The organism is Nitrospirillum guaranorum, assembly GCF_034653275.1.
Lineage (GTDB): Bacteria > Pseudomonadota > Alphaproteobacteria > Azospirillales > Azospirillaceae > Nitrospirillum.
Window position 1 is genome coordinate 2719699 of record NZ_JAYEES010000003.1, and the last position, 21189, is coordinate 2740887.

The window sequence follows — 21189 nt, forward strand, 5'->3', positions numbered from 1 at the left end:
ATGACCGCCCCGATCCCTGACGCCCCGATCCCCGAAGGCCGCGCCTACCTGACCTTAGACGCCCTGGATCTGCCCGGCGTGCGCCATGGCTATTTCACCCGGCGGGGCGGCGTCTCCACCGGGCTCTACGCCGGGCGCAACGTCGGCTTCGGCTCCAACGACGACGCGGCGGCGGTGACGGAGAATCGGGCGCGCTGCGCCGCCGACCTGGGCCTGGCGGCGGACACCCTGGTCACCGTGTACCAGGTGCACAGCCCCACGGTGGTGACGGTGGAACAGCCCTGGGCGCGGGAGGACGCGCCCAGGGCCGACGCCGTGGTCACCCGCCGGCGGGGCACCGCCCTGGGCATCCTGACGGCGGATTGCGTGCCCGTGCTGTTCGCCGACTCGACCGCCGGGGTGATCGGCGCCGCCCATGCCGGCTGGAAGGGCGCCTTCACGGGCGTGCTGGAGGCCACCGTGCGGGCCATGGCGGCCCTGGGCGCCGACCCCGCCCGCATCGTCGCCGGCGTCGGTCCGCACATCGGCGCCACTTCCTATGAAGTGGGGCCGGAGTTCGAGGCCCGCTTCCTGGAGGCCGATGCCAGCAACGCCCGCTTCTTCCATCCCGGCCGGCGGGCGGACCATCCCCTGTTCGACATCGGCGCTTACGTCGGGCACCGGCTGTCTGGGTGCGGCCTGGCCAGGGTGGCGCATACCGGCCACGACACGGTTGAGCGGGAGGATTCTGTTCTTCAGCTATCGGCGGTCCACCCTGCGGCGTGAAGGTGATTATGGTCGTCATATCAGCATGATAGCCCTGGAACCCAGCCGCTGAGACCGCTTCCGGCGAGGGGTCGGCGCCCCTGTATCGGCGCATGCCCCCCGTGCCCAGACAGCGGGGGGCGGCGGTTTACAGCCTAGGCCTTGCTTGATATGGTCCGCGCGCCTTTATGAAGGTATGAAGACGCTCCGGCGTCGCCCACTTCCTGTTTAAAAGAGCGACCCCATGAAGCTCATCGCCGGCAACAGCAATCGTCCGCTTGCCGAGGCCATCTCGGCCTGCCTGAATGTCCCACTGACGAAGGCCAGCATCCGGCGCTTCAGCGACATGGAAGTCTTTGTGGAAATCCTGGAAAACGTCCGCGGCGAGGACGTGTTCGTCATCCAGTCCACCTCTTATCCCGCCAACGACAACCTGATGGAACTGCTGGTCACCATCGACGCCCTGCGTCGTGGTTCCGCCCGGCGCATCACGGCGGTGCTGCCCTACTACGGCTATGCCCGCCAGGATCGCAAGACGGGCCCCCGCACCCCCATCTCGGCCAAGCTGGTCGCCAACCTGATCACCACCGCCGGTGCCAACCGCGTGCTGACCATGGACCTGCATGCCGGCCAGATCCAGGGCTTCTTCGACATCCCCACCGACAACCTGGTGGCCGCCCCGGTGTTCGTGCAGGACATCGAGGCCACCATGGGCCGCGAAAACCTGATGATCGTGTCGCCGGACGTGGGCGGCGTGGTGCGCGCCCGCGCCATCGCCAAGCGCCTGGACGCCGACCTGGCCATCATCGACAAGCGGCGTGAGCGCGCCGGCGTGTCTGAGGTGATGAACGTCATCGGCGACGTCAGCGGCCGCGACTGCATCCTGGTCGACGACATCGTGGACAGCGCCGGCACCCTGTGCAACGCCGCCGTGGCCCTGAAGGAGCGGGGCGCCAAGTCGGTGCGCGCCTACGTCACCCATGGCGTGCTGTCGGGCGGCGCCGTCGCCCGCGTGGCCCAGTCCCCGCTGGAAGCGCTGATCACCACCGACAGCATCCAGGCGACCGAGGCCGTGCGCGTGTCGCGCAACGTCCGCCACCTGACCGTGGCCCCCCTGATCGCCGAGGCCATCGAGCGCATCAGCCACGAAAAGTCGGTGTCGTCCCTGTTTGACTGATCACTGATCAAAGGCCCCCTCAAACGCCGGGCGCGGCCATCCGGCCGCTTGGCTTCCTCGGCTTCCAGTCCACTGCGTTCCCCGGAAACCTCCGGCGGACGCAGTCGCGTCCTACAGCGGCATGAGTTCAGAACTCATGCCGCTGATATGCTTTATGCCGGCGGTGCCAAGTACCCTCGAAGGCGGCCTCATGGCCGCCTTCTTGGAATTTATGGCTTGACTCCGGGTTCGCGCACGCATACACCCGCGCATTCCGACCGCGTCAGCACCCCTGGAGGCTGGCGCATTTTCTTAAGGAGAGTACCAATGACCCAGATTATCGCGCTCGCCGCCGAGGCGCGGAACGGGGCAGGCAAGGGGACCGCCCGTCAGACCCGCCGCGATGGCCGCATCCCTGCCGTGATTTACGGCAACAAGGAAAAGCCGGTGACGATCTCCCTGGAGGCCGTCCATTTCACCCGCGTGCTGCACAAGCCGGGCTTCTTCACGCACCTGTACGACGTGACCGTCGACGGCGTGACCACCCGCACCCTGCCGCGCGACGTCCAGTTCGACCCGGTGACCGACCGTCCCCTGCACGTCGACTTCCTGCGCGTCAGCGACACCACCGAAATCGTGGTGAAGGTGCCGGTGGAATTCGTTGGCCATGACGCCAGCCCCGGCCTGAAGCGTGGCGCCGTGCTGAACATCGTCCGCCACGAGGTCGAACTGCACGTCCGCGCCAACAACATTCCGGAGCACCTGACGGTGAACCTGGATGGCGTTGACGTCGGCGCCTCCATCCACATCAGCAGCGTGACGCTGCCGGAAGGCGCCCGTCCGGTCATCGATCGCGACTTCACCATCGCCACCGTTGCCGCTCCCTCGGGCCTGAAGTCCGAAGAGAACGCTGCGGCGGCTGCCGAGGCCTGATAGACGATGCGGCTGGTGGTCGGTCTGGGCAATCCCGGCCCGGAATATGCGCACCACCGGCACAACGTCGGCTTCATGGCGGTGGACGAGATCGCCCACCGCCATCGGTTCGGCCCCTGGAAGAAACGCTTCCAGGGGCTGATCACCGAGGGGCAGATCGGCCCCGAAAAAGTCTACCTTCTGAAACCGCAGACCTTCATGAACCTGTCCGGCCAATCGGTCGGGGAGGCGATGCGGTTCTATAAAATGACGCCCGACCAGGTCATCGTCCTACACGACGAACTGGACCTGCCGCCGGGCAAGCTGCGCGCCAAAAAGGGCGGCGGCCACGGCGGGCATAACGGCCTGCGCTCCATCGACGACCATATCGGCAAGGACTATTGGCGCGTGCGCCTGGGCATCGGCCATCCGGGGGACAAGAACCTGGTGCACGGCTGGGTGCTGTCCAACTTCGCCAAGGCCGACCAGGCCTGGCTGGTCCCTTTCCTGGACGCCGTCGTCGGCGATTTCAGCCTGATGACCGAGGGCGAGCCCGAGAAGTTCCAGAGCCGCGTCGCCCTGGTCACGCAGCCGCCCAAGCCGGCCCCCAAGCCAGACAAGACCGGTCCTGCGGCCGACAAGGCGCCCAAGGCCTGAGCCGAGACCCCGGCCGCGCGCCACGCCGCCGTTATCCGCAATTTTCGAAAAGCCGCCTTAGGCGAAAATATCCAGCAGCCGCTTGCTGTTGTCGTCCACCGTCTGGGCGACCTTGGTCAGGGCCTTGAAGGTCAAGGCGTCGCCGCTGAGGCTGACCACGTCGGTGGGATTGATGTCGCCGCCCTTGGACGCCGCGATGGCCGTGGCGTCCCGGTCCACGCGCGCGCTGCTGGACTGCAGGCCGGCGGCCACGGTGGCATAGGGGTTGGGGGCGGAGATGCTGGTCATGCCCCGGAATATAGCACCGCCGCCGGCCCTGGCACAGGGGGCCGCGCGCGAAAGGTGCCGGGCTCAGCCCTGCGGCGGCACCACCAGCACGGTGATGGTCGCCGCAGGGCTGTTGGAGAATTGCAGTTGGTAGCTGCCGGCGGCCAGGCCGAAGTCCACCACCTTATGGATGCCGGAGCAGTTGGGGCCATGCTTGTGGCTGGTGCTGTCCAGCGACTTGCCGTCCGCCACCACGTCGACCCAGGCCCCCCCATCGATGGCGATGCGGTAGGGGCCCGCGGCGGGCACGGTGAAGGCCACGGTGCCGGCGTAGGTCTTCTCCCCCGCCGGCTTGGGCGGGGTGACGGCCAGGGTCACCCCCTCCTTCGCCGCCAGGGTCACGCGCGCCGGCGTGCCGGGCGTCAGGGCGGGCGCGCCGGCCGGGGTGGACGCGGCCGTCACCGGCACCGCCGCCAGCCCCCAGGCCTTGAGGTCGGCCGGCCATTCCACGGCGACACCCTTGCAGGATGGGTCGACCATCTGCGCCCAGGCCGGCGCCGCCAGCGCCATCACCACCGCTACCGTTCCCACTGCCACGGTTCCCACTGCCACGGTTCCCACTGCCACGGTTCCCACTGCCGCCGCCGCACGCCTCATGACGGGTTCCCCTCACTGCGAAGTCCGCGCTATATTCAATTAGATATAGCGTGAATGCTTCCTTGATGGACAAGGAAATTGCGCGGAAAGGCGCGGCGGCAAGTCGGCATTGCCCCTAAAATCGACCGCCAACCGGCCCTATACTTGCCCCAATCACAACCCTTAGTAAGAGGGCGGCCGATGGGGGCCGGTGATGGACAGGATGGGGATATCCTTGAAAGCCATACTGTACGGGCGGGCGACGCTGATCGCCCTGGCCTTGGGGTGCGCCGGCGCGGCCGGCGCCCAGACGACTGAACAACCGCCGACTGGACAACCGCCGGCCGGGCAGCCGGCGGCGGATCAAGCACCGACGGCGCAGGCCGAGGCCCAAACCGAGGCAGTGCCGGAAATGGTGGTGACCTCGCGGGAACAGTTCGGCAAGACCTCCTACCGCACGCTGGCGGAAGCCCTGAAAGTGCTGGACCGCATGGAGAACTCCAGCGGCCGTCACCTGCGCATGATCTTCAAGGTCGAACTGGCCAAGGACAAGTCCGGCCCCCTGCCCATCCAGCTATGGGCGGTCTACAGCGGCAAGGAAGAGCCCATCGAGTCCACGCCCGACGGCTATTTCCACGTCCCCTACCGCGCCGACTGGGAGGCCGCCGACGCCAAGCTGGTCAGCAACCAGGCCAAGGGTTCGCTGCGCGCCACGGTGATGCTGGAGGTGCTGTCCGACGGGAAGCAGCCCATCGCCTATGGCGAGTTGCGCCAAGGCGCCAAGGTGTTGGACCAGGCGATCGAGGAATTCGTAGGGCCCGTCATGGGCTTCTTCGTCCCCAGCATCGACGAACTGGACTTCAGCTGCGAGCCGGACGCCCACTGCCACGTCCATGCCGCCCTCGACACGGGGGAGGCGCTGGAGACCGACGACAAGGGACGGCCCATTCTGGAATTCGGCCGCAAGCTGGACCGGCGCAACCCAACCCTGCAGCTCGGCGCCACGGCGGAGGACGGCACCCCCACGCGTCTCTACGCCCTGCCCCAGTTGCATGTGTTCTGATCGGAAAGGCGGGGCCGGCGGCATCATAGCCGGCCTACATCCCAGATTGCCCAAAAGGGTGGACGGGGCGCGGGGCCCCGTCCACGGCAATCAGAAGCCGTTGTTCTTGGCGACCTTGGCGTACCAGAGGCCGCTGTCCTTGAGGGTCCGCTTCTGGTCGTTCTTGTAATCGACATAAGTCAGGCCGAAGCGCTGGGTGTAACCCTGGGCCCATTCGAAATTGTCCATCAGGCTCCAGGCGTGATAGGCGCGCACGGGCGCCCCGTCCTGGATGGCGCGGGACAGGGCCGCGAAATAGGCCTTCATGTACGCGATGCGCTTTTCATCCTTCACGTGGCCATCGACCAGCGGCGTGTTGTAGGCCGCACCGCTTTCCGTGATCTCGATGGGGCGGCTGCCGATGGCCTTGGCCATGCGCACCAGCGTGTCGTGGAAGCCGTCGGGGTCGATGTCCCAGCCGATGTCGGTCTTGGCGTGCGGGCCCTCCCCCCACTCGTGCGCCGTGTTCAGGCCGGGGACGCCGTTGCCCTCGGGCTTATCCGCCACCACCCAGCGGGTGTAGTAGTTCAGGCCCACCATGTCGTAGTCGGCGCGCATGATCTTCTCATCGCCCGGCTGGAAACCCAGCAGGGCGTCGCGCTGGTCGGCCGGCAGCACGTCGGGGTAGGAGCCGTCCAGCACCGGCTGCAGGAACCACAGGTTCAGGAAGCGGTGGTAGCGCTCGGCCGCGGCCTTGTCCGCCTCGCTGTCCGTGCGTGGCACCATGTTGGCCACGTCGCAGACGCTGCCCACCTGGAACTTGGGGTTGATGGCCTTCATCGCGCGGAAGGCCTTGCCTTGGCTGAGGTTCACCACGTGGGTGGCCTTCAGCATCTGCAGCGGGTCCTTGTGGCCCGGGGCGAAGATGCCTTCCCAATAGCCCAGGTGGGTGAAGGTCTTGGGCTCGTTCAGGATGGCCCAATGGTTGATGCGGTCGCCCAGGGCGCGGCCCACGATGTCGGCGTACTCGGCCAGCCGGTCCGACGTGTCGCGGTTGGTCCACCCGCCCTCATCATCCAGGGCCTGCGGCAGGTCCCAGTGGTACAGCGTGACCAGGGGGCGGGCACCCGCCTCCAGCACCGCGTCGGTCAGGCGTTTGTAATAGTCCAGGCCGGCCTGGTTGACCGCCCCCTTGCCCAACGGTTGCACCCGCGACCAGGCGATGGAATAGCGGTAGCTCTTCAGGTTCATCCGCCGGATGAGGGCCGCGTCTTCCTTGTACTTGTGGTAGCTATCGCAGGCCACGTCGCCGGTGTCGTCGTTCTTGATGCGGCCCAGGCCCTTCTGATGGGTGAAGGTGTCCCAGATGGACGGCCCCTTGCCGTCGGCGTTCCAGCCGCCCTCGACCTGATAGGCGGCGGTGGCGGCCCCCCACAGGAAGTCCTTCGGGAACACGACCTTGCCCGCCGGCGTGGCGGCCAGCGCGGACCGCCAGGTCGCGGCCGTCCCCCCAGGGCGCCCACACCGGCCAGGGCGGCGGCGCCCTGCAAAAGGGTGCGACGATTCATCATGCTCATTACACTCCGCTTCTTGGTAGCGCCTCATCCCCACGGAGGCCCCGCCGCGAACGCTCATCCCGCGGCAAGATCCGGTATCGGCTGTACGGCAAGGCCAGGGCGCGCGCCGGCGGTGTCGATCCAACCGGGTGAACCGGCCTGGAAACGGTGCCAGCCTTGGTTTTTGTCATGCCCTTCCTCCCAGCACGACTTTTACCCCATCCCGGACAACGCTGTCACACGTCATGTGACCGCTACCGTGCCGGAACCTCGTCCCTTACCCCGGGCCTATCCGATAGAGTCACATTTCACACTTTTTTCATGGCGATTTATTGAAAGACGCATGGCACCGTTGTGAAAGACGTGCCTGCACCCCACGGCGTGAAGGTTGTACACGCTCCGGGGCTTATGCATTAATCTCGCGTCTCGAATTTGGGGAAAGGCCGCTCATGACCCGACCGGGTTCGTCTCACGTCGACTTATCCCTTTCGGGCGGGGAAGCCTCGTGACGGCCGCGGCGTCGACCACGGCGGCCCGGCCCGCCAAGCGGGGTTGGCTTTTCCTGGCCCCCACCATCCTGCCGGGCTTCGGCACCGCCTTCGGCTTCACCCTGGCCTATCTCTGCCTGATCGTCCTGATCCCCCTGGGCCACATGGCCCTGCGCGCGGCGGACGTGGGGTGGGACCGGTTCTGGGCCATCACCCTGGCGCCCCGGGTGCTGCACGCCTTTTATGTCAGCTTCGGCTGCGCCCTGGCGGCCGCGCTGATCAACGCCGTGTTCGGCCTGGTGGTGGCGTGGGTGCTGGTGCGCTACCGTTTTCCCGGCCGGCGCATCATCGACGCCATGGTCGACCTGCCCTTCGCCCTGCCCACCTCCGTCGCCGGCATCGCGCTGACGGCGATCTACGCCCCCAACGGCTGGATCGGGGCCCTGGCCAAGGCCGCCGGGTTCAAGATCGCCTTCACCCCGCTGGGCATCGTCATCGCCCTGGTGTTCGTGGGCATGCCCTTCATCGTGCGCACGGTGGAACCGGTGCTGCAGGACCTGGACGCCGAGGTGGAGGAGGCCGCCGCGTCGCTGGGCGCCACCCGCTGGCAGACCTTCACCAAGGTGCTGCTGCCGGCCATCCTGCCGGCGCTGATCACCGGCGTGGCCCTGGCCTTCGCCCGTGGCGTGGGGGAGTACGGCTCCGTCATCTTCATCGCCGGCAACATCCCGGCGGTGTCCGAGATCGTGCCCCTGCTGATCGTCGCCCGGCTGGAGCAGTACGATTATGCCGGCGCCACCGTCATCGCCACGGCCATGATGGGGCTTTCCTTCCTCATGCTGCTGGGCATCAACTTCCTGCAGCGTTGGACCCGGTCGCGCCATGCCCGCTGATCCGCATTCCCGCCGCCCCGCCGTGGGCGAAGGCCCCGTGACGCGCCTGGCGCTCATCGGCCTCGCCATTCTGTTCCTGGCGGCCTTCCTGGCCCTGCCGCTGGCGGCGGTGTTCAGCCAGGCCCTGGCCAAGGGTGTCGGCGCCTTCCTCAAGGGACTGGCCGATCCCGACGCCCTGTCGGCCATCCGGCTGACGCTGACGGTGGCCGCCATCGCCGTGCCGCTGAACCTGGTGTTCGGCGTGGCCGCCAGCTGGGCCATCGCCAAGTTCAATTTCCGGGGCAAGAGCCTGCTGCTGACCCTGATCGACCTGCCCTTCTCCGTCTCGCCCGTCATTTCCGGCCTGGTCTACGTGCTGCTGTTCGGCCTGCACGGCAGCTTCGGCCCCTGGCTGCGCGACCATGGGGTGCAGATCATCTTCGCCGTGCCGGGCGTGGTCATGGCGACCGTCTTCGTCACCTTCCCCTTCGTGGCGCGCGAGCTGATCCCCCTGATGCAGGAGCAGGGCGTGGAGGATGAGGAGGCCGCCATCGTGCTGGGCGCCAGCGGCTGGCAGACCTTCCGCCTGGTGACCTTGCCCAACATCCGCTGGGGCCTGCTGTACGGCGTATTGCTGTGCAACGCCCGCGCCATGGGCGAATTCGGGGCGGTGTCCGTCGTCTCCGGCCACATCCGGGGCAAGACCAACACCATGCCCCTGCATGTCGAGATTCTGTACAACGAATACAACTTCGTGGCCGCCTTCGCGGTGGCCTCGCTGCTGGCGCTGTTGGCGCTGGTGACCCTGGCGGCCAAGGCGGCCCTGGAATGGCGCTTCGCCGACCAGATCGCCGCCGCCAAGCGCTAACAGGGGCAGCGACAATGACGACCAAGCAAACGGGCGGCGCGCATGGCCATTGAAATCCGCAACGTGGAAAAGACCTTCGGCGCCTTCACCGCCCTGGGCGGCGTCAGCCTGGACGTGCGCTCGGGCGAGCTGCTGGCCCTGCTGGGGCCCAGCGGCTCCGGCAAGACCACCCTGCTGCGCATCATCGCGGGGCTGGACCATGCCGACGCCGGCGAGGTCAGCTTTGACGGGCAGGACACCCGCGACCGCGCGGCGCGGGACCGCAAGGTGGGCTTCGTCTTCCAGCACTACGCCCTGTTCCGCCACATGACCGTCTTCGACAACGTGGCCTTCGGCCTGCGCGTCAAGAAGAAGGCGGAGCGGCCGGCGGAAATGGACATCCGCCGCCGCGTGGACCAGCTGCTGACCATGGTGCAGCTGTCGCACCTGGCCACCCGCTATCCCAGCCAGTTGTCCGGCGGCCAGCGGCAGCGCGTGGCCCTGGCCCGCGCGCTGGCCATCGAGCCCAAGGTGCTGCTGCTGGATGAGCCCTTCGGCGCGCTGGACGCCAAGGTGCGCAAGGACTTGCGCAAGTGGCTGCGCCACCTGCACGACGACATGCACATCACCTCCATCTTCGTGACCCATGACCAGGAGGAGGCGCTGGAGCTGGCGGACCGCGTGGTGGTCATGAACCACGGCCAGATCATCCAGGTGGGCACGCCGACGGAGGTGTACGACCATCCGGCCGACAGCTTCGTCTTCGATTTCCTGGGCGGGGTGAACCGCCTGAACGGCGTCATCGAGGCGGGCGTGGCGCGCCTGGACGGCAAGGCCGTGCGGGTGGATGGCGCCGTAGGCGCCGACGGCCCGGCCGTCATCTATGTCCGCCCCCACCAGGTGGAGCTGGGCGTGGCCCCGGCCGATGGCGTGCCCGCCGGCAAGTGGAGCGCCCGGGTCAGCAGCCTGCACGCCGCCGGCCCCGTGGCCCGGCTGGAGCTGGACCTGGCCGGCCGCGCGCTGGAAGCACAGCTGTCCCGCGACCGTCTGAGCGATCTGGCGCTGGAGGTGGGCAGCTGGTGTACTGTGGACTTCCGCCACGCCCGGGTGTTCCCCGCCAAAAGCTAGGGGCGACGGCGTGACGGCGTAACGGATATCAGGGCGTTGGGATCATGGACGGGCAGACGGTCGACCTCACGGCATTGATGCGGGACATCGGGCAGCGGGCGCGCGCCGCCAGCGCCCAGCTGGCCGTGACCACGCCGGATCAGCGCGTCGCCGGCCTGCGCGCCGCCGCCGCCGCCCTGCGCGCCGACGCCGCCACCATCCTGGACGCCAATGCGCGCGACATGGCGGCCGGCCAGGCCAAGGGTCTGACCCCCGCCCTGCTGGACCGCCTGCGCCTGGACGAGGGGCGGCTGGAGGCCATCGCCAAGGGGCTGGAGGACGTGGCCGACCTGCCCGATCCCCTGGGGACCGTCATGGCCGATTGGACCCGGCCCAACGGCCTGCGCATCCAGCGGGTGCGGGTGCCCCTGGGCGTCATCGGCATCATCTATGAAAGCCGACCCAATGTGACCGCCGATGCCGGCGGCCTGTGCGTGAAGTCGGGCAATGCGGCCATCCTGCGCGGCGGGTCGGAAAGCCAGCATTCCTCATCCACCATCGTCGCCGCCATGCGCCGGGGCTTGGTGGAGGGCGGCCTGCCCGCCGACGCCGTGCAGCTGGTCCCCACCACCGACCGCGCCGCCGTGGGCATCCTGCTGACCATGACCGACCATGTCGACGTCATCATCCCCCGGGGCGGCAAGTCGCTGACCGCGCGGGTGGCGGCGGAATCGCGGGTGCCGGTGATCAAGCACCTGGACGGCATCTGCCACGTCTACCTGGACAATGCCGCCGATCCGGCCAAAGGCCGCGCCATCGCCCTTAACGCCAAAATGCGCCGTACCGGCATCTGCGGCGCCATGGAGACGCTGCTGGTCCACCGCGACGTGGCGGCAGCCCAGCTGCCCGCCCTGATCGAGGATCTGGTCGGCGCCGGCTGCGAGGTGCGGGGCGACGCCGCCGTGCAGGCGCTGGACGCGCGTGTGCTGCCGGCCGATGACGCCGACTGGGATACCGAGTATCTGGACGCCGTCCTGTCGGTGAAGGTGGTGGATGGCGTGGATGAGGCCATCGCCCATATCGAGCGCCATGGCAGCCACCACACCGACAGCATCGTGACCGAGGACGCCGCGACGGCCGAGCGCTTCCTGGCGCGGGTCGACAGCGGCATCGTGCTGTGGAACGCCTCCACCCAGTTCGCCGATGGTGGGGAGTTCGGCTTTGGCGCGGAAATCGGCATTTCCACCGGCAAGCTGCACGCCCGCGGCCCCGTGGGCGCCGAGCAGCTGACCAGTTACAAATACGTCGTGCGCGGCGACGGCCAGACGCGCCCGTAAGCGACCCGCCGGCGCCCTCGATGTCAACCTCCCCCCACGGCCGCTATTGGATTCGACCGCGGCCGCTGACCGGGGCCAGCTGGGCCGGCCGGCGCATCGGCATCCTGGGTGGCTCCTTCAACCCCGCCCACGCCGGCCACCGCCACGTCAGCCAATGGATGCTGCGCCGCCTGAACCTTGACCAGGTGTGGTGGCTGGTCAGCCCCCAGAACCCGTTGAAGCAGACGCGCGGCATGGCCACGCTGGACGCGCGCCTGGACGCCGCCCGTGCCGCCGCCCGGGATCCGCGCATCCTGGTGACGGACCTGGAGACGCAGCTGGGCACGCGCTACACCGTGGACACGCTGGCGGCCCTGCGCCGCCGCTATCCCCGCACCCGCTTCGTCTGGATCATGGGTGCCGACAACCTGCTGCAGATTCCGCGCTGGCGGGGATGGACGCGCATCCTGGGCCGCATGCCGGTTGCCGTGTTTCCGCGCCGCCCCTATTCCCTAAAGGCGCTTGTCGGCAAGGCCGCGCGGCGTTATCTCCGCAATCGGGTTCCTCCACGGGACGCGGGCGGGCTGCCGGCACGATCGGCACCGGCCTGGACCTTCCTGGACGGGCCGCTGCATCCCGCCTCCGCCACCGAAATCCGGCGGAAGGGGTGGTGGGCCGGCCGGTGACGGGAAAAGCGGACTGCAAGGACTGAAGCGCGGTCGCTTCGGATGGTCTCATCCGAAGCGTGAATCGCGCGACGGAACAGAATCCCGTAGGCAAGCGTGCCCCGTGCGGCTTGCCCACGCACATCATCGGACTATCATCAGGGTGCGGGCCGGCCATGCCGGATCCTCAGCGCCCTTTTTTGCTTAGAGGTAACGATCATTTCCACCATCGCCCATTTCCCGACGCCGACCGCTGGGCGGACGGCGCCCCAGCCGCTTCCGGACATGGCGGCCCCCGACTTTCCCGAGCAGCTGCGCGACCTGATCGTCGCCAGTGTGGAGGATGACAAGGCCGAAGGCACCGTGGTGCTCGACCTCAAGGGCAAATCCACCCTGGCCGACTACATCGTCATCACCTCGGGCCGTTCCGCCCGCCAGGTGGACGCCATGGCCGGCCACCTGCTGTCCAAGCTGAAGGAAGTCGGCCTCATCGGTCTTGACGCCGAAGGCACGCCCCAGTGCGACTGGGTGCTGATCGACGCCGGCGACGTGCTGGTCCACCTGTTCCGTCCCGAGGTGCGCGCCTTCTACAACCTGGAAAAGATGTGGGGCGTGGAACTGCCGCCCGACTTCGCCGGGTTCGGCGCGCCGGCCGGCGACTTTTTGTCTGTTTGATGCCCTCAGGCGGCGGGCGGCCACATCCGTGGCCTTGCCTTACGGGCCTGACCGGCCCGGGCCGGCGGTCGCCGACCATCCGTGGCGTGAGCCGTTGTCGCACGCCACGGGCATACCCCTGAACTAGTAACGGGAAACGGGGCCATGCGCGTTTGGCTGATCGCCGTCGGCCGCAGCCGGCCGGGCCCCGCCCGCGACCTGTTCGAAGAGTACAAAGGCCGCATCACCTGGCCCTTCACCCTGCGCGAGGTCGAGTGCCGCAAGCGGGTGGAGGGGGACGAGCTGAAGCGGCTGGAGGCCCAGCTGCTGCTGGAAGCCATCCCCGCCGGCGCCACCCTGGTGGCCCTGGACGAACGCGGCAAGGCCCTGCCCAGCGAGGCCTTCGCCCGCCAGGTGGGCACCTGGCGCGATGGCGGCGTGGCCGACCTGGTCTTCGTCATCGGCGGCGCCGACGGCCTGGCGGAGGAGGTGCGCCGCCGCGCCTCCCTGCTCATCGCCTTCGGCCCCATGACCTGGCCGCACATGATGGTGCGCGGCATGCTGGCCGAACAGCTGTACCGCGCCCAGCAAATCCTGGCGGGCCACCCCTACCACCGGGTGTAAGGCGCACCCTCTTGCGGTGCGTCAATGCGCACCCCGCCCCCGTCGGCCATTCTTCCCCCAGCGTGTGCGACCGCCCGGTGAGGGCGACCGGAAATGGAGGGGACCATGGCCGTGCTGATCGCCTTTTACTCGCTGACCGGAACGACCCGCACCGTGGTGACGGAGCTGGCCCGGCACCTGCAAGCCGATATCGAGGAAATCCGCTGCGAGCGGTACGGCGTCAGCTTCAGGGGCTGGTGGCGGGCGGCGGCGGACAGCTGGCGCGGCCGGCTGCCCGGCATCGCCCCGGCCGTCCACACGGCCCGCAATTATGACCTGGTGGTGCTGGCCGAGCCCATCTGGGCCTGGCATCCCTGCCCGCCCCTGCGCGCCTATGTGCGGCGCGAGCGGGCGGATCTGCCGGAAACCGCCCTGCTGCTGACCCACGGCGGGTCCGCGGGCCGACAATCGCTGGACGCGCTGCAGGCCATGCTGGCCAGGCCACCCAAGGCGCGGCTGACCATCACCGCCGCCGAGATGAAAAGCGGCACCTACGCCGAGACGGTGGCCCACTTCGCCCAGACCGTGCGTCCCAAGTCCGCGCTGGCGCCGGCACCCCTTGCGGTGGATCAATGCGCCGGGTGAACGATTGGGGCCGACTGGACGGATCGCCCCCCTTCCAGGACCGCCTTGATGGATCCCACCACCCTGCTCAGCCGCCTGGCGGTTTCCTTGGCGATCGGCCTGCTGGTCGGATTGGAACGGGGATGGCACAGCCGCAGCGGCCAGGAATACCAGCGCGCGGTGGGGCTGCGCACCTTCGCCCTGTCGGGGCTGTTGGGTGGCATCGCCGGCGCCCTGGCGGGGGCGCAGCAGCCTTATATCCTGGGCCTGGTCTTCCTGGGCTACGCCGCCGCCTTCACCGCCTTTCACTGGCTGGAGGCCAGGGCCGACACCGACCCCAATCCTGAGCGTGACCTCAGCATCACCTCGGTGGTGGCGGGGCTGGTGACCTTCCTGCTGGGGGCCCTGGCCATCCTGGCCGACGTGCGCGTCGCCATCGCCGCCGGCGTGGCCGTGACCGGCCTGCTGGCGCTGCGCGATCCCCTGCACCGCTGGGTGGCGGCGTTGAGCGGGGATGAGGTGCGGGCCATCCTGACCTTGCTGGCCATGTCCTTCCTGCTGCTGCCGGTCCTGCCCAACCGCCCGGTGGACCCGTGGGGGGCGCTGAACCCCCATTCCATCTGGCTGCTGGCGGTCATGGTCGCCGCCATCTCCTTCGGTGGCTATGTCGCTGTCCGCGCCCTGGGCGACCGGCTGGGGGTGCTGATGGCGGCGCTGGCCGGCGGCCTCGCCTCGTCCACCGCCACGACGCTGACGCTGGCCCGGCTGGGCCGGGTGCACCCCACCTCGTCCCGGCTGCTGGGGGCGGGGGTGCTGCTGGCCGGGGCGGTGATGATGGCGCGGGTGGGGGTGCTGGCCATGGTGCTGAACCCCGACCTGCTGCGACCGCTGGCGCCCCCTCTGGCCTGCGCCGCGCTGGCCCAGGTGGTCGGCGCCGCCGCCCTAATCGTGCGCAACCGGCACTATCACGTGCCCAAGCTGAACATCGCCAACCCGCTGGAGGTGGGCATGGCCCTGAAGATGGCGGCCTTCATCGCCGCCGTGGCCCTGGCCAGCCAGTTGCTGGCGCAGTCCTTGGGCGCCCCCGGCGTGCTGGTCATGGCCGCCCTGTCGGGGGTGGCCGACGTGGACGCCGTCACCCTGTCCATGGCCCATCTGGGCGGGCACGGCCTAGCCCTGAAGGTGGCCATGGAGGGCGTGCTGATCGTCACCGCCGTCAACACCGTGACCAAGGCCGCCATGGCCGGCTGGGTGGGTGGCGCCCGCCTGGGCCTGGTGGTGGGCGGGATCAGCGCCCTGGCGCTGGGCGCCGGCGCCCTGGCCGTGGGCTGGTAGGAACCCCACCAGGAGGGGCAAACACATCTATATGAACCAGCCTCTGGTTGCGGCCCCGTCGGTAGGCCTGTAGCCTGTCGCGACCGCGCGAACGAGAAATCCCCGGGGCAACCATAATGAAAAAATCCTTATTCGCCGCCTGCTTCTCGGCTGCCGGCTTATTTGCCCCCGCCTATGCCGCGGACAGCCTGCAGGACGCGGTGAAAACGGCGAACGCGCAGGGTCACGCGGTAAAGTCCATCACGCCCATCTTCAGCCAATTGGTCATGTTTTCCATCCCGGCCGGTTTCCAGCTGGGCAGCGAACACACCCAGGGCAATCAGTACTTGAGGGAGATGGTGCTGGAGGGCGAGACCCTGGATCGTTGGACGCAGATGATCACCATCACCGGTTTCCAGGGTTTGGGCGCCAACCCCAACGTCACGCCCCAAGGCTTCGCCGCCATGTTGGCCGGCCGCTTCAAGAACGCCTGCCCCACCACATTCGCCGCCAAGGAAGTGGCCAACCTGACCATCAGCGGCCAGCCAGCCTTCATCGCCTGGATCAGTTGCGGCACCGCCCCCGGCAGCGACCACAGCGAGTCGGCCATAATCTTCAGCATCAAGGGGGCGAACGACTATTACACCCTTCAATGGGCGGAACGAGAGGCGCCATCCGGCCAGCCCTTGACCTTCGATGATGCCAAGTGGAAGGAGCGGATCGCGCGCCTGAACCCCGTGAAGATCTGCCCGATCGTCCCCGGGGAGCAGGCGCCCTATCCCAGCTGCGTCGATCAGAAATAGAAGGCAGCCCGCAAGGACATGCTTCCCTCAAAACCCCGCACCTCACCAGGTGGTGGGCTTGGGGTTGCGGTGGTTGAAATCCTTCTGGTGCCAATAGGGGTAGATCGGCTCCTTCTGGCTGGCCTGTTCCAGGCGCGTCACCTGGTCGGGCGTCAGCGACCAGCCGACGGCGCCCAGGTTCTGCCTCAGCTGTTCCTCATTGCGGGCGCCGATCACCAGGTTGGCCACGCCGGGCCTGGCCAGCAGCCAGTTCAGCGCCACTTGCGGCACCGTCTTGCTCGTCTCCGCCGCGACGGCGTCCAGCGCATCGACGACGGTGTAGAGATAGTCGTCATCCACCTTGGGCCCGCCGGCGGCGCCACCCGAGGCGATGCGGCCGGCCTGCGCCGGCTGGCCGCGCCGGATCTTGCCGGTCAGGCGGCCCCAGCCCAGGGGGCTCCACACCATCAGGCCCACGCCCTGGTCCAGGCCCAGGGGCATCAACTCCCACTCATACTCACGCCCCACCAGGGAGTAATAGCCCTGGTAGGCGACATAGCGGGCCAAGCCGTACCTCTCCGACGTCGCCAGCGCCTTCATCAGGTGCCAGCCGGAGAAGTTGGAGGCGCCGATGTAGCCGATCTTGCCGGCGGTGATCAGGTCGTCCAGTGCGCGCAGGGTCTCGTCCACCGGGGTGGTGGCGTCGAAGCCGTGCATGAAATAGAGGTCGATGTGGTCGGTGCCCAGCCGCTTCAGGCTGGCCTCGCACGCGCGGATCAGGTGATAGCGTGACGAGCCCACGTCGTTGGGGCCGTCCCCCATGGTGAAGGTGGCCTTGGTGGAGATGAGCACCTTGTCCCGCCGGCCCTTGACGGCCTGGCCCAGGATCTCCTCCGACGCGCCCCGGGAATAGACGTCGGCGGTGTCGAAGAAATTGACGCCCGCGTCCAGGCACAGATCCACCAGGCGCGTGGCCTCGGCCACGTCGGTGCTGCCCCAGCGGTTGAAAAACTCCCCCGCCCCACCGAAGGTGCCGGTGCCGAAGCTGAGGACGGGAACCTTCAGGCCCGACCGTCCAAGTTGCCGATATTCCATGGTTTTTTCCCTCATGGGTTCATATGGCTGCCGCCGGCGCGTCCCCCTGCCTGGGGAGCGTCGGCGCCGGCAGTTGACCCCAGGAGGGCGCCGTGGGGGAAGCGTTTTCGTGTCGCGGTGGGGAGGTTCGCGACGACGCGGGACCGCTATCGATCCAACCGCGCCGGCCAATCGCGAGCGGCATGACGAACCGCCAGAATATCCACGGAGTTTTCCGTAATCTGATAAGCGATGATGAAATCCGTGCCCGAAATGACCAGCTCGCGCGTACCGTTGACGCGACCCTGCCGCCCTTTTTGAGGATGAGAACCCAACCCTTGCGCCTGGGCGCGGAGCGACTTGACCAGCTTGAGCGCGGCCGTCGAATTGAACTGGCTCAGATAATCGTGGATATCCACCAAGTTTCGTGTCGCCGGCCTGGTCCACCGCACCTTCATCGGTCGGCTTCCGCCTCGAATTTCTCAAACAAGGCGTCCATCTCGGCGTCGGTGGCGAAGTCGCCTGCCGCCGCTGCTGCCAAGCCGGCCTGCACCTGGGCAGTCCACTGACGCTCCTCGGCGAGATAGCGTTCAATGGCCTCATTGACCACGAAATTGCGGGATCGGTTCTGTGCCTCGGCCAACTTGTCCAGCTCCGCTAAAATGGCGGGTTCGGTTCTTATGGAAAAGTTCTGGCTGGCCATATCCGCGCCCTCCAATCTCGATGATTACAGGTGATTACGTTGTAATCATGTGACGCTAAATCCCCTGGTCGTCAACACCACTCACGCCTCCTCCTCGAACACCGGGTAGGTCCCGAAGTCGCGGATGGGGCGGAGCACGACGTTGCTGACCACGCGGGCGACACCCATCTCGGCATCGTCGATCCAGCTGTCGGTCAGTTCCTGGTAGGTCTCAAGGTCGCGGCAGACCAGCTTGGCAATGTAGTCGTAGGGGCCGCTGACCTCGAAGCACTCGATGACCTCGGGCACCTCGCGCAGGCGGCGCTCGAAGGCGCTGGTGCGCTGGCGGCCTTGTTTTTCCAGGGAGATCTGGGCCAGGACGAAGACGCAGGATTGGATGCGGCGCACGTCCACCTGGGCCTGGTAACGCACGATGACGCCCTCGCGCTCCAGCCGGCGCACCCGTTCCAGGCAGGGGCGGGCGGAGAGGCCCACCCGTTCCGACAGGGCCTGGTTGGTGATGCGGCCGTCGGCCTGCAGTTCCGTCAGGATCTTGATGTCGATGGCGTCAAGCTTGCGCGGCTTCAAGGCGGGGTCCGATGGGGCGGGAGATTGGGCATCAGCTTAAGCGCCAAACCTCCCGCCCCCAAAGACTTTGGTAAACCACCGGCGTGAACAGCTCATGCCGGTGCAGGCCCCGACCGGGGCCGCCGGAACTTTCCGGGGAGCGATAGCGGACTGGAAAGTGAGGACAAGGCAAGCGGCCGGATGGCCGCGCCCGCCGTTTGAGGGGGCCTTAAACCGACACCCGATCCAGTTTCAGGATCAGGCAGAAGGCCGAGCCGCCGGACAGGCCGAAGTCGCTGACCGGCGTCTCGTGCACGCGGTAGCCGCGTTCCGTCAGCATGCCGCGCAGGGCCGGGCTGGCGGTGGCCAGCACGATATCGCGTCCCAGGTTCACGGCGTTGACGGCCAGGGTGCAGGCATCGGGTTCCGGCGCCACGATCAGGTTTTCGGCGCCGAAGCGCTCCAGGATGCGGGCGTTGCCCTCGGCGGAGAAGGCGCCGGGGAAGTACAGCACCTCGCCGCCCGTCAGGGGGCAGAGGCAGGTGTCCATGTGATAGAAGCGCGGATCGACCAGTTCCAGCGCCTCGACCTCCATGCCGAACAGGTCGCGCACCACGGGGGCCGCCGCCTTGTCGGAGCGCTGGCCGTAGCCCAGCCAGAAGGTGCGGCGCACGGGGTCCCACACGCAGTCACCCGCCCCCTCCAGCACCACGCCGTCCGGCATGTCGTGCACCTCGGTCAGCAGGCCCCGGTCCTTCAGCGCGTCGAAGGTGCGGCGGAACACCGGCGTCTCGCCCTGGCGCTGCGGATGGCGGAAGGTCGCCACCAGGGCCTTGCCGTCCAGCACCACGGCGGCGTTGGCGGTGAACACCATGTCGGGCAGGCCGGCATGGGGCACGGCGAACTCCAGCTCAACCCCCAGGCCACGCAGGGTGGCCACCAGCCGTTCCCAGCCGCTGGACGAGCGCGCGCCCAGCAGGGCGCCCTCCTCCTGCCAGCGATCGGGCCGCATCCAGGGATTGATGGCGTAACTGACCTCGAAATGGTCGGGCGCGCACATCAGGATGCGACCGCCGGGCAGGGCGTCGGTGACGGCAGCGGCGGCGGTGGCCAGGCGGGTGTCGGGCATGGGTGGGGTTCCCCGGATGTTGTTGTCGGTTGGGTTCAGGCCAGCGCCGCCAGGGTCTCGGCCAGGCGGTCCACCGCCCAGTCCAGATCCTCCGGCGCGATCATCAGCGGCGGCGCCAGGCGCACCACCGTGTCGTGGGTTTCCTTGGACAGGACGCCGCGGCGCATCCAGTCCTCCACCACCTGGCGGGCGGTGGCGCGGGCGGGGTCGATCTCCAGTCCCACCCACAGGCCCAGGCCCCGGATGTCGCGGATGAGGGGGCTGTTCAGGCCACGCAGGCGGTCCATCAAGTGGGCGCCCAGCGTGGCACTGCGCTGGACCAGACCTTCGTCCTCGATCACCGCCAAGGCCTCCAAGCCCACGGCGGCGGCCAGCGGGTTACCGCCGAAGGTGGAGCCGTGGCTGCCGGGGTCGAACACGTCGATGACATCCTGGCGCGCGACGAAGGCGGAAACGGGCAGCACACCACCGCCCAGCGCCTTGCCCAGGCACAGGCCGTCGGGCCGGATGCCCTCATGCTGATGCGCGAACCAGCGGCCGGTGCGGCCCAGGCCGGACTGGATCTCATCCAGGATCATCAGGATACCGGCGCGGTCGCAGGCGGCGCGCACACCCTTGAGGTAGCCGGCCGGCGGCAGGACGATGCCGGCCTCCCCCTGGATGGGCTCCAGCAGCACGGCCGCCGTGTTGGGCCCGATGGCCGCCGTCAGGGCGTCCAGGTCGCCGAAGGGCACGACGCGGAAGCCGGGGGTGTAGGGGCCGAAGCCTTCCCGGTAGGCCTCTTCGGAGGAGAAGCTGATGATGGTGGTGGTGCGGCCGTGGAAATTGCCGCTGGCCACGATGATCTCCGCCTGGTTGGCGGGAATGCCGCGATGGCGGTAGCCCCAGCGGCGGGCGGCCTTCACCGCCGTCTCCACCGCCTCCGCCCCGCTGTTCATGGGACAGGCGCCGTCCAGGCCCGTCAGGGCGCACAGGCGCTCCAGGAAGGGTCCCAGCTTGTCGGTGTGGAAGGCGCGGGAGACGACCGCCACCTTGGACGCCTGCTCGGTCAGGGCCTTGAGGATGCGGGGATGGCTGTGCCCGACATTGACGGCGGAATAGGCGCTCATCATGTCCAGGTAGCGGCGGCCGGCATCATCGTGCACCCAGGCGCCCTGGGCCCGGGTGATGACCACGGGCAGCGGCTTGTAGGTGTGGGCGCACCACCGGTCCTCCAGGGCGATGGGCCCAGGGGACGGGGCTTTGCCGATGTCGCCGTTCAGCCGCTGGTCCATGATGTCCTCCACCTTATCCCGGTCTCGTTACCCTGGATGGTGGCATGGGCGCGGCAGCCGAAACGGTCGAAGTTCGCGAGCGGCGCGACAGAACCGGGCGGCGGGTGGTGCGCCGGGCACACCGTTTCTGTCCTGCCGCCTTTGCGCCTGCGGCATGGGAAAGAGGCGGGACGGGCGAACCGCCGGCGGCCTATAAAGGTTTATCAGGTCGGAAATTCGGA

At 68.3% G+C, this 21189-nt stretch carries 24 protein-coding genes and 1 pseudogene; 15 read left to right on the forward strand and 10 right to left on the reverse strand.

Annotated elements, in window-relative coordinates:
* From UAJ10_RS21470 to pth, 4 genes are all read left to right on the forward strand, one after another.
* Nucleotides 1-765: a purine nucleoside phosphorylase YfiH/LACC1 family protein gene (locus tag UAJ10_RS21470; RefSeq protein ID WP_322917240.1), complete on the forward strand. Its 765-nt coding sequence runs from the start codon at nucleotides 1-3 to the stop codon at nucleotides 763-765.
* A 223-nt stretch (nucleotides 766-988) separates the two neighbouring features.
* Complete coding sequence (locus tag UAJ10_RS21475; RefSeq protein WP_322917241.1) at nucleotides 989-1921, forward strand: ribose-phosphate pyrophosphokinase; 933 nt, start codon at nucleotides 989-991, stop codon at nucleotides 1919-1921.
* A 306-nt stretch (nucleotides 1922-2227) separates the two neighbouring features.
* Complete coding sequence (locus UAJ10_RS21480) at nucleotides 2228-2833, forward strand: 50S ribosomal protein L25/general stress protein Ctc (RefSeq protein WP_322917242.1); 606 nt, start codon at nucleotides 2228-2230, stop codon at nucleotides 2831-2833.
* A gap of 6 nt (nucleotides 2834-2839) precedes the next feature.
* The gene (gene pth, locus UAJ10_RS21485; RefSeq protein WP_322917243.1) at nucleotides 2840-3469 is read left to right on the forward strand and encodes an aminoacyl-tRNA hydrolase; all 630 of its coding nucleotides are present in this window, start codon (nucleotides 2840-2842) and stop codon (nucleotides 3467-3469) included.
* Nucleotides 3470-3526: 57 nt separating this feature from the next.
* Here the strand turns inward: pth and UAJ10_RS21490 are convergent, their stop codons facing one another.
* Both UAJ10_RS21490 and UAJ10_RS21495 read right to left on the reverse strand, forming a co-directional pair.
* A complete protein-coding gene (locus UAJ10_RS21490) occupies nucleotides 3527-3757 on the reverse strand; it encodes a hypothetical protein (protein WP_322917244.1) in 231 nt (76 codons plus the stop codon).
* Nucleotides 3758-3820: 63 nt separating this feature from the next.
* Nucleotides 3821-4327 (reverse strand): hypothetical protein, encoded by a 507-nt coding sequence (locus tag UAJ10_RS21495; protein WP_322917245.1) that lies wholly within the window; start codon nucleotides 4325-4327, stop codon nucleotides 3821-3823.
* A 280-nt stretch (nucleotides 4328-4607) separates the two neighbouring features.
* Between UAJ10_RS21495 and UAJ10_RS21500 the strand changes: the two genes are divergently transcribed.
* Complete coding sequence (locus UAJ10_RS21500; RefSeq protein WP_322917246.1) at nucleotides 4608-5435, forward strand: DUF2987 domain-containing protein; 828 nt, start codon at nucleotides 4608-4610, stop codon at nucleotides 5433-5435.
* A 90-nt stretch (nucleotides 5436-5525) separates the two neighbouring features.
* On the opposite strand, the gene UAJ10_RS21505 is transcribed toward UAJ10_RS21500, so the two are convergent.
* Both UAJ10_RS21505 and UAJ10_RS29950 read right to left on the reverse strand, forming a co-directional pair.
* The gene (locus UAJ10_RS21505; protein ID WP_322917247.1) at nucleotides 5526-6869 is read right to left on the reverse strand and encodes a GH1 family beta-glucosidase; all 1344 of its coding nucleotides are present in this window, start codon (nucleotides 6867-6869) and stop codon (nucleotides 5526-5528) included.
* Nucleotides 6870-6913: 44 nt separating this feature from the next.
* Nucleotides 6914-6991 (reverse strand): annotated as a pseudogene (locus UAJ10_RS29950) (twin-arginine translocation signal domain-containing protein); the annotation flags it as partial.
* 484 nt (nucleotides 6992-7475) lie between these two features.
* Between UAJ10_RS29950 and cysT the strand changes: the two are divergent.
* The 10 genes from cysT to UAJ10_RS21555 all read left to right on the forward strand — a co-directional run bounded on the left by cysT (nucleotide 7476) and on the right by UAJ10_RS21555 (nucleotide 16263).
* Entirely contained in the window at nucleotides 7476-8351 is an 876-nt protein-coding gene (gene cysT, locus UAJ10_RS21510; protein ID WP_416235389.1) for a sulfate ABC transporter permease subunit CysT, read from the forward strand.
* Nucleotides 8341-9198, forward strand: a complete 858-nt coding sequence (gene cysW, locus UAJ10_RS21515; RefSeq protein ID WP_322917248.1) for a sulfate ABC transporter permease subunit CysW — start codon at nucleotides 8341-8343, stop codon at nucleotides 9196-9198. Before cysT ends, cysW begins: the two co-directional genes overlap by 11 nt.
* A gap of 42 nt (nucleotides 9199-9240) precedes the next feature.
* Nucleotides 9241-10305: a sulfate/molybdate ABC transporter ATP-binding protein gene (locus tag UAJ10_RS21520; protein ID WP_322917249.1), complete on the forward strand. Its 1065-nt coding sequence runs from the start codon at nucleotides 9241-9243 to the stop codon at nucleotides 10303-10305.
* A 44-nt stretch (nucleotides 10306-10349) separates the two neighbouring features.
* A complete protein-coding gene (locus UAJ10_RS21525; RefSeq protein ID WP_322917251.1) occupies nucleotides 10350-11621 on the forward strand; it encodes a glutamate-5-semialdehyde dehydrogenase in 1272 nt (423 codons plus the stop codon).
* 20 nt (nucleotides 11622-11641) lie between these two features.
* On the forward strand, nucleotides 11642-12286 hold the full coding sequence (locus tag UAJ10_RS21530) for a nicotinate-nucleotide adenylyltransferase (protein ID WP_322917252.1): 645 nt from the start codon (nucleotides 11642-11644) through the stop codon (nucleotides 12284-12286).
* Nucleotides 12287-12550: 264 nt separating this feature from the next.
* Nucleotides 12551-12940 carry a ribosome silencing factor gene (gene rsfS, locus UAJ10_RS21535; RefSeq protein WP_081486582.1) on the forward strand — a complete coding sequence of 130 codons (390 nt, stop codon included), beginning with the start codon at nucleotides 12551-12553 and terminating at the stop codon, nucleotides 12938-12940.
* A 144-nt stretch (nucleotides 12941-13084) separates the two neighbouring features.
* Nucleotides 13085-13543 (forward strand): 23S rRNA (pseudouridine(1915)-N(3))-methyltransferase RlmH, encoded by a 459-nt coding sequence (gene rlmH, locus UAJ10_RS21540; protein ID WP_322917253.1) that lies wholly within the window; start codon nucleotides 13085-13087, stop codon nucleotides 13541-13543.
* A 105-nt stretch (nucleotides 13544-13648) separates the two neighbouring features.
* The gene (locus UAJ10_RS21545) at nucleotides 13649-14167 is read left to right on the forward strand and encodes a flavodoxin family protein (RefSeq protein ID WP_322917254.1); all 519 of its coding nucleotides are present in this window, start codon (nucleotides 13649-13651) and stop codon (nucleotides 14165-14167) included.
* A 48-nt stretch (nucleotides 14168-14215) separates the two neighbouring features.
* Entirely contained in the window at nucleotides 14216-15481 is a 1266-nt protein-coding gene (locus UAJ10_RS21550) for an MgtC/SapB family protein (protein ID WP_322917255.1), read from the forward strand.
* 116 nt (nucleotides 15482-15597) lie between these two features.
* A complete protein-coding gene (locus tag UAJ10_RS21555) occupies nucleotides 15598-16263 on the forward strand; it encodes a hypothetical protein (RefSeq protein WP_322917256.1) in 666 nt (221 codons plus the stop codon).
* A gap of 42 nt (nucleotides 16264-16305) precedes the next feature.
* Here the strand turns inward: UAJ10_RS21555 and UAJ10_RS21560 are convergent, their stop codons facing one another.
* The 6 genes from UAJ10_RS21560 to rocD all read right to left on the reverse strand — a co-directional run bounded on the left by UAJ10_RS21560 (nucleotide 16306) and on the right by rocD (nucleotide 20968).
* Entirely contained in the window at nucleotides 16306-17337 is a 1032-nt protein-coding gene (locus UAJ10_RS21560) for an aldo/keto reductase (RefSeq protein WP_322917257.1), read from the reverse strand.
* Between the two features lie 146 nt (nucleotides 17338-17483).
* Entirely contained in the window at nucleotides 17484-17774 is a 291-nt protein-coding gene (locus UAJ10_RS21565; RefSeq protein ID WP_322917258.1) for a type II toxin-antitoxin system RelE/ParE family toxin, read from the reverse strand.
* Nucleotides 17771-18019 carry a CopG family ribbon-helix-helix protein gene (locus UAJ10_RS21570; RefSeq protein WP_322917259.1) on the reverse strand — a complete coding sequence of 83 codons (249 nt, stop codon included), beginning with the start codon at nucleotides 18017-18019 and terminating at the stop codon, nucleotides 17771-17773. Before UAJ10_RS21570 ends, UAJ10_RS21565 begins: the two co-directional genes overlap by 4 nt.
* An 81-nt stretch (nucleotides 18020-18100) precedes the next feature.
* Complete coding sequence (locus tag UAJ10_RS21575) at nucleotides 18101-18586, reverse strand: Lrp/AsnC family transcriptional regulator (RefSeq protein ID WP_322917260.1); 486 nt, start codon at nucleotides 18584-18586, stop codon at nucleotides 18101-18103.
* A gap of 208 nt (nucleotides 18587-18794) precedes the next feature.
* A complete protein-coding gene (locus tag UAJ10_RS21580; protein WP_322917261.1) occupies nucleotides 18795-19694 on the reverse strand; it encodes a dimethylarginine dimethylaminohydrolase family protein in 900 nt (299 codons plus the stop codon).
* Between the two features lie 35 nt (nucleotides 19695-19729).
* A complete protein-coding gene (rocD, locus tag UAJ10_RS21585; protein ID WP_322917262.1) occupies nucleotides 19730-20968 on the reverse strand; it encodes an ornithine--oxo-acid transaminase in 1239 nt (412 codons plus the stop codon).
* Between the last annotated feature and the right edge of the window lie 221 nt (nucleotides 20969-21189).

Excerpts from the sequence above, each read along its gene's own strand:
- UAJ10_RS21470 (WP_322917240.1), top strand. The coding sequence starts at position 1 with ATGACCGCCCCGATCCCTGACGCCCCGATCCCCGAAGGCCGCGCCTAC.
- UAJ10_RS21475 (WP_322917241.1), top strand. The coding sequence starts at position 989 with ATGAAGCTCATCGCCGGCAACAGCAATCGTCCGCTTGCCGAGGCCATC.
- UAJ10_RS21480 (WP_322917242.1), top strand. The coding sequence starts at position 2,228 with ATGACCCAGATTATCGCGCTCGCCGCCGAGGCGCGGAACGGGGCAGGC.
- pth (WP_322917243.1), top strand. The coding sequence starts at position 2,840 with ATGCGGCTGGTGGTCGGTCTGGGCAATCCCGGCCCGGAATATGCGCAC.
- UAJ10_RS21490 (WP_322917244.1), bottom strand. The coding sequence starts at position 3,757 with ATGACCAGCATCTCCGCCCCCAACCCCTATGCCACCGTGGCCGCCGGC.
- cysW (WP_322917248.1), top strand. The coding sequence starts at position 8,341 with ATGCCCGCTGATCCGCATTCCCGCCGCCCCGCCGTGGGCGAAGGCCCC.
- UAJ10_RS21520 (WP_322917249.1), top strand. The coding sequence starts at position 9,241 with ATGGCCATTGAAATCCGCAACGTGGAAAAGACCTTCGGCGCCTTCACC.
- UAJ10_RS21525 (WP_322917251.1), top strand. The coding sequence starts at position 10,350 with ATGGACGGGCAGACGGTCGACCTCACGGCATTGATGCGGGACATCGGG.
- UAJ10_RS21530 (WP_322917252.1), top strand. The coding sequence starts at position 11,642 with ATGTCAACCTCCCCCCACGGCCGCTATTGGATTCGACCGCGGCCGCTG.
- rsfS (WP_081486582.1), top strand. The coding sequence starts at position 12,551 with ATGGCGGCCCCCGACTTTCCCGAGCAGCTGCGCGACCTGATCGTCGCC.
- rlmH (WP_322917253.1), top strand. The coding sequence starts at position 13,085 with ATGCGCGTTTGGCTGATCGCCGTCGGCCGCAGCCGGCCGGGCCCCGCC.
- UAJ10_RS21545 (WP_322917254.1), top strand. The coding sequence starts at position 13,649 with ATGGCCGTGCTGATCGCCTTTTACTCGCTGACCGGAACGACCCGCACC.
- UAJ10_RS21550 (WP_322917255.1), top strand. The coding sequence starts at position 14,216 with ATGGATCCCACCACCCTGCTCAGCCGCCTGGCGGTTTCCTTGGCGATC.
- UAJ10_RS21555 (WP_322917256.1), top strand. The coding sequence starts at position 15,598 with ATGAAAAAATCCTTATTCGCCGCCTGCTTCTCGGCTGCCGGCTTATTT.
- UAJ10_RS21560 (WP_322917257.1), bottom strand. The coding sequence starts at position 17,337 with ATGGAATATCGGCAACTTGGACGGTCGGGCCTGAAGGTTCCCGTCCTC.
- UAJ10_RS21565 (WP_322917258.1), bottom strand. The coding sequence starts at position 17,774 with ATGAAGGTGCGGTGGACCAGGCCGGCGACACGAAACTTGGTGGATATC.
- UAJ10_RS21570 (WP_322917259.1), bottom strand. The coding sequence starts at position 18,019 with ATGGCCAGCCAGAACTTTTCCATAAGAACCGAACCCGCCATTTTAGCG.
- UAJ10_RS21580 (WP_322917261.1), bottom strand. The coding sequence starts at position 19,694 with ATGCCCGACACCCGCCTGGCCACCGCCGCCGCTGCCGTCACCGACGCC.
- rocD (WP_322917262.1), bottom strand. The coding sequence starts at position 20,968 with ATGGACCAGCGGCTGAACGGCGACATCGGCAAAGCCCCGTCCCCTGGG.